This is a genomic window from Marinobacter sp. EN3 (assembly GCF_000475315.1).
GTDB lineage: Bacteria > Pseudomonadota > Gammaproteobacteria > Pseudomonadales > Oleiphilaceae > Marinobacter > Marinobacter nauticus.
In genome coordinates this window covers 109,663-120,622 of sequence record NZ_AXCC01000012.1, presented here as the reverse complement: position 1 = coordinate 120,622, position 10,960 = coordinate 109,663, and the positions used below count along the sequence as shown (strand labels likewise).

At 49.7% G+C, this 10,960-nt stretch carries 7 protein-coding genes; 1 reads left to right on the top strand and 6 read right to left on the bottom strand.

Annotation, left to right across the window (positions count from 1 at the left end):
• Both Q675_RS24410 and Q675_RS38610 read right to left on the bottom strand, forming a co-directional pair.
• On the bottom strand, positions 1–560 hold a 560-nt coding region (locus Q675_RS24410), incomplete at its 3' end, for a DUF3987 domain-containing protein (RefSeq protein ID WP_152525355.1).
• Positions 557–787 carry a helix-turn-helix transcriptional regulator gene (locus tag Q675_RS38610; protein ID WP_023010804.1) on the bottom strand — a complete coding sequence of 77 codons (231 nt, stop codon included), beginning with the start codon at positions 785–787 and terminating at the stop codon, positions 557–559. The genes Q675_RS24410 and Q675_RS38610, both read right to left, overlap by 4 nt.
• A 99-nt stretch (positions 788–886) precedes the next feature.
• Between Q675_RS38610 and Q675_RS24400 the strand changes: the two genes are divergently transcribed.
• Positions 887–2,203: a hypothetical protein gene (locus Q675_RS24400; RefSeq protein ID WP_152525354.1), complete on the top strand. Its 1,317-nt coding sequence runs from the start codon at positions 887–889 to the stop codon at positions 2,201–2,203.
• Between the two features lie 177 nt (positions 2,204–2,380).
• Here Q675_RS24400 and Q675_RS24395 read toward each other — a convergent pair whose 3' ends face one another.
• The 4 genes from Q675_RS24395 to Q675_RS24380 are packed head-to-tail and all read right to left on the bottom strand — an operon-like array spanning position 2,381 to position 10,868.
• Positions 2,381–5,728, bottom strand: coding sequence for a DEAD/DEAH box helicase family protein (locus Q675_RS24395; RefSeq protein WP_023010802.1), 3,348 nt, complete (start codon positions 5,726–5,728; stop codon positions 2,381–2,383).
• A 10-nt stretch (positions 5,729–5,738) separates the two neighbouring features.
• Positions 5,739–9,131: a site-specific DNA-methyltransferase gene (locus Q675_RS24390; protein ID WP_023010801.1), complete on the bottom strand. Its 3,393-nt coding sequence runs from the start codon at positions 9,129–9,131 to the stop codon at positions 5,739–5,741.
• Positions 9,132–9,177: 46 nt separating this feature from the next.
• On the bottom strand, positions 9,178–9,768 hold the full coding sequence (locus tag Q675_RS24385) for a DUF4276 family protein (RefSeq protein ID WP_023010800.1): 591 nt from the start codon (positions 9,766–9,768) through the stop codon (positions 9,178–9,180).
• On the bottom strand, positions 9,765–10,868 hold the full coding sequence (locus Q675_RS24380; RefSeq protein WP_023010799.1) for an AAA family ATPase: 1,104 nt from the start codon (positions 10,866–10,868) through the stop codon (positions 9,765–9,767). Before Q675_RS24380 ends, Q675_RS24385 begins: the two co-directional genes overlap by 4 nt.
• Positions 10,869–10,960: the final 92 nt, after the last annotated feature.

The following is a 10,960-nucleotide window of genomic DNA, read 5'->3' as shown; positions in this document are numbered from 1 at the left end:
ACGTTCGCCGGAATACGCATCAACTCAACAGCAATTGCTTCGGTTGTCACATCCTCAAAAATCATCTGAATTTTTCTTGGCTTTTTCGGTTTCTGCTTTCTCAGCTCCACTAGTTGACACTTCAAATCATCGACATCTAGCTCCTTTTTCAGTCTGCCTGAAATTCTCTTTCTTAATACCTTTACTGCGTCCTGGAAAATTTCGGTCTCAGCTTCGTAGCTGGCCACCTTTTCTGCGTACTCCTCATTTTGGCGAGATTGAAACTCAACAACAGGCCTCTCCAAAAGACGAGCAACTGTAGATTTCCTTTCCCCGGAATCGGCAATCGTTAACCCAAAAAGTGAAACCGGACCCACCCCCACTCCTGGACGCTCAACATCGACCCTGCCCTGCAAAAGAAGGGAATAAGTCGACAATGCTGACAGCAAAATCAAGTCAGCTGGTGCCTGGGTTTTCCTCAACAACGAGTAAACAAGATTGTGTGTCATTGGACATGAGCCGGGCGCCTGCAGCGGCTGGTTCATTACTGGCAGTGCCGAAAGAGTATCTGGCAGATTCACGATCGGGCCTCCATCCTCGCCTGCAGCCAGTCAATGACCTCTTGCTCAACGTAACCAACGGATCGCGCTCCTAGCTTGATGGGTTTTGGGTAGTCCGGGTCGTAGCTTGAGGAATTCACATTCAGTTTCGCGAAGTGGGTCGCTCGCGAGAGAGACGTCATTTCTAGAACCTCATGGATTTTGAGAATCCTCAAAGATCCGGCGGTAGTTAGCGATGGTGCGGTCATGCAGCCTCCTGTACGAATTGCGATGTGGGTTCAGCTACAATGGAACCAGAATCAACCAAATTCAGAAAGCAACACCCCGTGGGAGATAACTGCAAAAACATGGAAAGAACCTCACCATCAAAAAGCTTTAGCGATTTGCACACCACGCTAGATGAACGTTTCGCTGAGCAACGACACCGCGATCTATGGCTTTTTCTGTATTCAAGCCGTCACACCCACCTTCAATTATGGCAAGCGCCCGGCTCCAACGACCTGGACTTAGACTTGGAAGAAAGCAATCAGCTACTCGATGATACTTTTCTCCTATTGGAGAAATTTTCGCCTTCTGAACCCTGGCAGCCTTTACCAACCAGTGAACAATTAGCAGCGGAATTAAACGAGTTTTGCTTTGGCATCACATATGCTTTCCACAGGAGACAGCTCGAAGACGGCTTCATCGACATACGTTTTGAAGAGCAGCTTGCACGCTATGATGCGTTCATCAATCAGCTCAACGACGATGAGATGACAGTCGTGTCCCAACTTCATGGGCTCACTTACAAATACGGATTCGTCATAACTGAGCTTTGGAACTCCCTAATTGACTCTTCAAAGCTAATTGACGCCTTTGTTATTAAAAATCTAGGGATGAACGAGATCGCTAAAATTCCTTCTTTTGTTTTTCCGAAAAAGGGAAGTCATCCCAGAGGCATTCAGATATTGACAAAAGAGTCTCAGGCAAAAATATCGGAACCTTGGGACCTTGTTGTGTTTATAGATGGAAACGAAAAGCTATCCAATATAAAAGAAAAGATAAGCAATTCCTGGAAGGGGTCTGGAGACCAGATTATAGGAGATCAGAATCAATACAAGGTTGCATTCTATGTAGATCGAGACCAATCCAACATCAGAAATTTAATAGATATAATCAAACTTCAGGCTGACCATTTGAATGACTATATAAAGGGACTTTCTGTAAGGGCGGAAGCCGAAGAGCTAGTAAGTTTTGAAAAAAATAATTCCAAGAAAAACAAAGAATTGAAGAGAAACCTAGCATCGACAGTAGATCGCCTAAGGTTAAGCGAAGGGCTTATTTTAAAGCGCTGGAGCACAAAAAAAAGCAATATACGCCGGTCAATTGGCCTTTATTTATGGGACCAAAAGAATGTAATAGGCACATCACAAAGCAGAAAAAAAATTATAATAGAGCTAATAGATGAAATAAAAAATAAAAGACCTGAAATTCTTGACTTTTATCTTAAAAAATTCAACGAAGACGACGTTTCGGAGCAACCAACGAAATATGGAGATTCTGCGAGCGCGCTCGAAACAGTGATGAGGGAAATGGAAGCAGATTTTGATCTAACAGCTCGCTGCATTCAAGATTGTGAGTATCTTACACCTCATGATGTAAAGGCTGGATCGAGAATAAATTAATCGAGCCGTTGGGGGAGTTACCTCCCCCGCCCTATCACACAACCGGTTATATGGCTCCACACCAGTTATGGTTAGAAGCACATTCGAAAGCAACGGTGACAGGAGCCTCCTTGCCGGGAGCTCTCCCGTCTTGAGCTGACCAGCCCACTTTCGAGCGCGCCCCCAAACCATACATGTCTAGATCGTAGAAATCCTCCCAACCAGCTTCTCAATATATCGGTCATCCTCCTCCCGGAAGAGGATATTCCAGCTTTCCATAAGCTCGCGTGTCACGGGCTGGCCCGCTGCATCCCTCCACTGACTCACCAACTGGGAGGAGTGGGTTTCCGAGATCAGGAAGGCATGTAGCTCGATTCCTGCGTTCTCAGGTTGCTGCTGGCGCAGGTCTCGCTCGATATCTTTGATGGTCTCATGGAAGCGAACTTTGGGATCGTCCGGTTTGTGATGGCGGAGGCCTTTCGGGTCGACGAACACGACTTTTTGCGACTGACCTTTCACTAGCCACAAGATGAAGTCCGGATAAAAGCCGCCGTCGACGAACACACCTACGGCACCTTGCCCGGTCTGGTTCCGCAACAGGTAGACTTCGTAGCCTTCAAACACACCAGATTTTGTGGCTGCCTGTACATCTCGCACAAAATCAGCCTCACCCTTGTTCAGTGACACCGGGCTTACCTGGAAGTCCAAGCCTTGTGTCGACGCCAGCAGAGGCTGATAGAAATGCCGCTCGCACCAAATGAATTCCAGCCCTTCTGCAACCTTCTCATTCCAGAAGTCTACGTCCCCCTCGGCAATACTTTCGCGGAGATTGGACAGCTGCTTGATCAATGAGTCATGCCGTACCCGGTCCAGCGTGATCGTATAGCTGCCATCTGGTGCTGCCTCGCTGACACCAGGCAAATACTTCCGGTTTTCAGTAATAGGCCGGTATTCAAGCTTGTCCGCCTCCCACTGCTTTCTACGGAAGCCATAGAACAGCTCACAGTACTTTCTGAGCAGAGAGATCGCCATGTCATGCCACAACGTCATCTTCTCCAGCCGACCGAGCTCCATCGCCTCATCAGGGGCATAAAGCCGGTACCAGTCGTACCGGTTGTCTGTGAGCAGCTTTTCAACCACATCCTGAGTGATGGTGAGATTCGACCAACGTTTGTCCCGCTTGAATGCCAGCAGCTCGAAGTAAAGGCGCTGCACATCCAGCAACGCAATGTGAGTCGGCTTTAGACGCTGGACCTTGGCACCCGTGTTCTGAACGCCCTTCTTGTCAGTTGCGAATAGTCCAACCTGGGGATAGAAATCCAAACTTACTCTTGGCGGATTGCAAAAGTAGTCAATCTCAGTCGGCTGCAAGTCTCCTGGCGCCTTCAGTACCACTTGTTCGGCGAGTTCCTGAAATGCCGTACCGGAACCGCCAATGGCCTTATTGGCAATGCTTTCCTTCACACGCACGACATGAAGATCCTTGCGCAGATCCTTCATCGGTTTCAGCGGAAGCACGAATTCTTCCAGGCCTTCGTTAACCGGAATCTCTTCGTCTTCCAGCTCTTTCCGGAACTGAGCAATGTAATCAGCCTTCACCCCGAAAATGTTCAGTGTCTCCATGACACCGATGTGTTCAGGCCGTTCTATGCCGGCCTCTCTCAATCCGGTTACCAGCTCGGCAGAGCGCTTCAGCGTTGTTTTCCAACCCTTCAGCCGCACACCACGGCCGAAAAGCTGAATGATCTGGGCGCCCTCATTTTTGCCAACGTTCATCAACGTCATGTTGGAAACGCGCCAACTGCTCCAACCCTCGGTGAACTTCTTCGAGCCCAGCAGTAGGTTGACCGGCGAGCCGTCGGTATTGATGCCATGGAACAGGCTTTCGCTAAAACGAGAATCCTGAGTGAACAGGTCGTGCTTCTCGCAGAGTTTGACCAGCTTTGCGTCATCGCCCACGTTGATGACACCAAACGGCGTGTCTGACGTGCCAGCTCGAAGCGCAATTTCACCGGAAATCCCGGTAATGTTTTCGATGTGGAGGCGCCCACCGCTGCTGTGGAACACTCTGTCTAGCAGGTCGTGGTAAAGCGTATCCCCACTTTCGCCAAGCTCTTTCAGGTAATTGAATCGGCCATGCAACAGATCGGCACCACCCTTGGCGACCATGCCGCGCTTCAGCAGGTAATCAATCGCGGCGACCGTTTCTTCCTGCTTGTGCAATACCTGGTCGATAAACGCCAGCACCTGAACCGTATCGGAAGCTTCACCGCTGGATAGCCCGGCCGTCACTTTGGAACTGACGAACACCCACAGGGGCCTCTCCAGGTTGAAGGGCTTGAAGCGGGCACCTTGTTCTTCGAACAAACGCAATTGCTGGTAGTAGCTCAGTAACGAGGCAACCAGATATCGAAATTCATCCTGGGCATTGGGATTGGCTTGCAGGTTCAGAATCTGAGACTGCTTACCGTAGCCATCCCCGTAGAAATGTCGGTAGGAGTAATCGAACAGAATGGCCTTGGTATAAGTCTGGCGCAGGTTCTCGTGTTTGGAGCCTGACTGGGCAAACGTAGCGGAGTATTCGAAGGAAAAACCCAACGAACACAATTTTTGCCGGTAGTCGTACCAGCTGCCACCACCACTGGCCGTGCCCCGGTGGCCCTCGTCTACCAACAACAAGTTGCGAGAGCCAAAAGAGTCGACCGCTACCGTTTTCTTCTTCTCGCTATCGCGGAGCTTGTTGATGTCGATAACAATCACATCCTGGGCAAACAGGTCACCACCACGCGCAGAGAACTCGCTGGCCCTGATGCCAGATTTCTCCAGGTCACCCAGGTGCTGCTGCGTGAGCCCCTCGTTGGGAGTCAGCAAAATGATCTTGTTGATATCCCCGGCTTTGCCATACCTTTGCAGGTAAAAGCGATACTGCAGAATGTTGGCATGCATGATCAGAGTCTTGCCGGACCCGGTCGCGCTCCAATAGGCCACCATGTTGAGCTGCGGCCATAGATCATCGTCCGGGTTCAGCAATTCCAGGGGCTTATGCTTAAAGCCCTGCTCCACAATCCAGTGCTCATTCCAACGCTCAATCTGATGGTTGAGGGCTTCCAGTAGCTCATCCGGTTTAGTGAACAGATAGTCGAGGTAGATCTCGGTAAACAACAGCGTCAGGTACTGGAAGTACTTCCATTCAATTGGCTCCTCACCAGAAGCGAGGCGCGCGTTATTGATAGTATCCGTCAGCTGCTTAATCCGGCGGTCGTACTCCAGCAGTTGCTCATCGCTCAGCGTGGCATTTTCGTTGAGATTCTCCCGGATTCTCTGGATCAGCAGGTGCTCTCCCTCGGCATTTCGGCCACTGGTTTCGCCAATCAACTGGAAACGGTCCCGGAACGCCTCAAGCGTTGGCGCCTCCCGGTTTCCCAACTCAAACTGCCCACTGAGAGAATCGAAGCCGAACAAAGAGAACAACCACTGGTTCAGCACCAGGTGATGGCGGAAGGGCAACGTCTGTTTGCTGCCCTTGGCGGATTTCCGTGCTGCCATGATATTCCCCTTAGTGAACCGCTTCGGTGTCGGCGAACATCAGCCGATGGAACGCTTCTTCAATCAGCTGGATACGCGCCTGCTCCATGGGCTCACCCTTGCGGGACCGGGGGATACTGATATTGTGGTCACCGTTTACATACAGCACGTCGATCTCGTCGTCCTGGCTTTCGGTCATGCGAATAGAGAGCTTCTCGATCAGTACCGCATCCAGCACGGCATTGTCCTTTTGGATGCCATCGGCCTCTCCATCAATAACCGACGGCAGGTTTCTCCATACCACCAACACCTGCTGCCCTGCCCGATTCGTGCCGTAGACGGTTCGGAACCACCACTTGCCGGTTTCACTACGTTTGACCTTCGCCTGCCAGCGACCGTATTCGCCTTGGTTCAGCTCAGCCTCGAAGTGAATTGGTGCAGCGATATGCTCTACCTTCAAACCCAGCAGATAGTTGAAGGTTTCCAGCAAATCGACATTTATAGACCGAGTTTGATCACTATTAGAAGCGCAAACTTTAAGCTCGTAATGATCTGGCTTCCAGAACTTCCTAGCATTAAGAAGGGAGTTAGATTCCCGTGATTCAACTTCAAGCATGTAATTCAAAAAATACGCTTCTCGGGCAGCTTGAGCCTGAGGCGTTGACAGCTCGCCAAAGATCTTTTGTTGATTTGGCAACTTGGTTAGAGACAAGTTGTTGAGAGAATCTTCATAGCTTTCAAGTCGAAGATATTTGAAGAGCTGTGACATGGATTCGAATGTGCCATCTTCCGATAGTTGAGGCATTCCACCTTTCCAGCGTGCAGAATACGACACCTTTTTCAACCTAGGAATAATAACAGTATCGAAATGCTCTCCCATCTCGATCAAAATATATTTACGATTTCCGCCATCGATTCTGTTTTTATCAATGACCGCATGGCCAGTGGTTCCTGATCCGGCAAAGAAATCAAGGACTTTAGCATCCTTTTTGCTTCCACCAGAAATATGAACAGTGTCCTTAACCGCATGAATTGATTTTGGGTAGGAAAAAGCCATCTTTCCGAATAAATCCTTAATCAACGCTGAACCATGCTCAGTTGCCGAATACTTAGCGTCAAACCAAGAAGATACTGATACTACACCGTCATCATTTGGACGCCTCTTGTAATATACATAGTCTTTTCCTGATCGATCCTTTCGAATACCAATTAGATCTGGTGATGAAGCGACTTTCGAATTCTCCCACCTCCACGTCTTTTCATCCCCTTGGTCGTTAATCGGCCAAACAACTGAATCAGAGGGCTCTGGATCTTCAGTAACGACCCATGACTTATCTTGCTCTTCCCAGTACATTTCTGGCACGTAAGCCTTTTCATGTCTGATATAGATTGGATAATAAAGTGCGCGCCTTGCGTTTCGATCAGAGTTCGAGCCTTCTCTTCTTAAATTTCTCCATTCAAAGATTCCAAACTCATCCTTCTCGCTGAACCGTGACAGCTGAGCATCGGTCGGGGGCAGTCTACTTATATTAGACTCATCACTCTTTCCTACAAAAAGGTTGTACTCATGCGAAACAGAGTATCCGGTCTTGGTCGGTCGACCTGAGGGGTTAGACCGGATAGAAAACACTCCCAGGAGCTCCGACCTAAAGACAGACTCTAATAGAAATGCGAGCTCTTTTTGCTGTTCATCATCTATAGCTGACGCCAAAACACCATCACGACGCATCAAATCTCTTGCTAACTGAAGTCGGTCATTCATCAACGACATCCAACTTGATGACTTATATCCATTTTTATACATTATGGCACTGGCATCAGTGTTATATGGCGGATCTATGTAAATGCACTCGACTTCTGACGCATATTTCTCCTTCAAGAAAGACAGCCCTTGGAAGTTTTCTGCATTGATCAGAACTCCATCACACTTCTCGTCAATTCCCTCAACAAAATCAATTAGACTCTGTTTAAAAGAGTTATCAAATTTTGCAGTATCGACCAAAAGGTACCGGTATTTCGGATTATCAAGAATACCTGAATAACCTTCTTTTTCTAAACACTTCCGAAGATCGGTCAAATCGACCTTATAGAGATCTTCCCACTCTTTTAATTGATCACCATTCTTAAAGATCTCTGCTAGAAGACTGTCATTGCCAGCAAGTATATCTAACGTCAAACAGTAATTAGTTTCGGTTACGAACTTCTTTTTCAACCACAGTTTCTTCTGAAAGTTCTCCAACTGCGCAAGGAAAGCGATGATCTTCTCTCCAAGCGAACGAATCACTTCAATCTTGCTGACCAATGGGGCGAGTCTTGCCGTGTCATTTTTTAAAGAGGCGATATCCTCCCAATCTAGGAGTTCATTCTTGATGTAAAAATCCAGCTCCCGGGTTAAAAATCCGGCGAGATCTTTGTGGATGAAATAGTCAAACGTGTTCTTTTTGGTGTAGTTATTCAGTTGCCCAGCCAGCATCGAATAATCAGCCTGGCTGCCATCGGCTTTACGGTAAGGCTTTGCAAGCGCACTCTTCCAGGGCTCGGGCAAATCGCAGTCTGACCCCCAAAACCTTTCTTCAGCAATTGCTCTGAGGGCATCCTGTGTCGGCGGTTTCTTCTGGGCCGCAGCTGTCGCCTTCTTCTTCTCGGCTTCCGTCCAGTCGCTTTCCGTTGCCGGCCGAAACACGAACCGACATTGCAGTTCGGTGTGCTGGTCACCGTACTCGGTTGCTTCACCTGTGATCAGCTCAAATGGGTTCTCTACGTCCAGCACGAAGACTCGGCGACTATCACCTGCTTCTTTATTGTTGTCCTTGGCACCGGCTTCCGCGTCCACCAGCTTGAAATGGACACGCATGGGGTCTTCGCCAGGGCCAGCATCCGGGTTCAGTCGGAAGCTGTAATCCCGCAAGGTCTCGCTGCTTTTAATGTAATACTGGTCTTTGTTGGCCCAGTGCAGCACTACCTCTTCGCCCTGGTAGGGAATCGCGTAGGTGCCGTCTTTATATACCCGGCGCGACAGGAAGTCGCCCTCGTTGTAGTAACGGTTAAAGAAGGTCACCAATGCGTCGTAGACTTCGCCCTCTTCTCGCGCGAGATCAAATCCACCCTGCAACTGCTGCTTGAGTTCCTGCACCTTGGGAATTGCGTCTGGGTCCATACCCAGGCCTTTCGCGCTCTTGATGTGCTCTTCCAGTTCGGCTTCAAGCTGTGCCTGATCCTGGCTGGCGTATTGGCTGAACGCTTCCTGAGTGATTCTCGGCAAGTCCTGCTCGATAAACCGATTAATGTCATCCTTACGGGCATGCATAATGCGATAGAGCCCAAAATCCAGTTCCGGCTGATTGAGCTGGAACATTTCGCGCAAAAGGTCGGCAAATTTCTGTCGACGTTGCTGGGCTTTTAACTGCTGTGTCGCGTTACTCATGGTATTCCCTGTTTAAAGATCAAACTTGGCAGGTTGGGGGGTAGATTCAGGCCAATTCGACGAGGCTTGAAACCCAAGCGTTAAATCTGGGGCACTGGTTGCGCACCGCATCCAGTGATTGTTCAAGTATTACCGGGCCGTGGAGCTTTTTGTCGTAGGCGGCAGCCAGGCCTTTAATTCGGCGGGAAGGGCAGGTTTCATAGCCGTCATTTACATTTTCGGCACCGCCTGCTGTTGTGACGATTTGCCTCAGCTGTTCGGCTAGGCCATTTACGCCAAGCGTATTCTCCGCATGGTCTGGCGCGGCCAATACCAATGCCTCGAACTCGTATAGCTGCACGTATGGCAGCAGCAGATGTTGTTGCCCAGGTTCCAGGAGTTCTTTAATGGAATGCTCAACGGCTTCCACGCCACCCTCTGGGCGTTTATGAAAGCCGTAGTAGTCGTAAAATGTGGTCACGTAATCAAAGGCCGGGATCAATCGTTTCAGCTCGTTACCGATGCGATCCAATGATACCTTGCCGCGCATGTCTATCGGGCTGGCAAAGATGCCATGCTGGCTCAAAAAAGGAGCGAGAACCCTGGTAACAAATTCCCGCTCCGTCGCACCCTCAACACTGACTCCAAGCCTGATCATAGGGGCGTGCCTCCAAGCAGGTTTTTCTCCCACAGGTCGCCCAGGCGATAGTCTTCAAGCCAGGACTCAAACGCTTCAGGTTCAAGCCGCCGGAACTGAGAGTTGTTGTCCCTGTGCTCTACCACAATCACGTTTTCTGGCTGAAACTCGTTGGCAAGCGTTACGGACTGGGTTGAAGCAACAATCTGCGTGTTCTCACTGGCTGACCGCAGCATGGAGCCCAGCAGCTGGATAGCGTACGGGTGCAAACCCAATTCCGGCTCATCCAACAGGATCACCGACGGCAGTTTTGGTTGAAGCAGCAGTGTTGCGAGGCAAATAAAGCGAAGGGTTCCATCAGACAAGGAATGGGCATCAAAATAAGCATCGTTGCCCTTATGCTTCCAACGGAGCCGGATTTTGCTGTCGTTGTGGCGATCGGGCTCCAGGATGAAGTCGTGGAAAAACGGCGCCGCGCGCTGAACGGTCGTCACAATGCGCCGGTATGCCTCTGGTTGGTGCTCCTGCACGTCAAACAGAAAAGCTGCGAGGTTTTCCCCTTGCTCTCTCAAGCGTTCGTTATCCATGACTTCACAAGGCTGCTTCACCAGAGCCGTTTTGCTTGTGTCATGGAAGTGATAAACCTTCCAGTCTTCGATATACCCTGCAACATGGCCAGCTATAGTAGCGGTGCTAGGCTTCGGCAATCCTGACTCCGAGGAGCCCGGCTCGGCCAGGGTCCTCCGTTTGACCCCGCCATCATAGCCAATCTTATTTCCGTCAAAACGACAGATTTCAGACTGGAAGACCAAACGCCCGTCGTTAGTTGGAATCAGCTCACAGCCGTATGAGTTTGGGTCAAACCTCAAATTGGCTGAAAGTAACGGCGTTTGCTTCCGACCAAAATGCAAAACGGCATCTGCTCCCCCCTGCTCTGCCACATAGAGCTGGAGATCCTTCTGGAGCAGCTTGTTCATGAATCGGAAGAAGTTGATGAAGTTGGACTTCCCGGCACCGTTAGGCCCAATCAGGACGTTGAGCCGGCCAAGGGGCAGGTCCATTTCCTTAATTGAACGAAAACCGCTCAGCTTGAGATGGTTCAGATAACCTAGCTTGGGCATGATTAACCTTTCCCGTCAGATACCTACGTCCAGTACGGACAACTCGACCTGGCCAGCTAGTCTGGCTTGCCGGTAGATCAAAAATGGGCGGG

Bases quoted from the DNA above. Each gene is read 5' to 3' on its own strand.
- Q675_RS38610 (WP_023010804.1), bottom strand. From the start codon at position 787: ATGACCGCACCATCGCTAACTACCGCCGGATCTTTGAGGATTCTCAAA.
- Q675_RS24390 (WP_023010801.1), bottom strand. From the start codon at position 9,131: ATGAGTAACGCGACACAGCAGTTAAAAGCCCAGCAACGTCGACAGAAA.
- Q675_RS24395 (WP_023010802.1), bottom strand. From the start codon at position 5,728: ATGGCAGCACGGAAATCCGCCAAGGGCAGCAAACAGACGTTGCCCTTC.
- Q675_RS24380 (WP_023010799.1), bottom strand. From the start codon at position 10,868: ATGCCCAAGCTAGGTTATCTGAACCATCTCAAGCTGAGCGGTTTTCGT.
- Q675_RS24385 (WP_023010800.1), bottom strand. From the start codon at position 9,768: ATGATCAGGCTTGGAGTCAGTGTTGAGGGTGCGACGGAGCGGGAATTT.
- Q675_RS24400 (WP_152525354.1), top strand. From the start codon at position 887: ATGGAAAGAACCTCACCATCAAAAAGCTTTAGCGATTTGCACACCACG.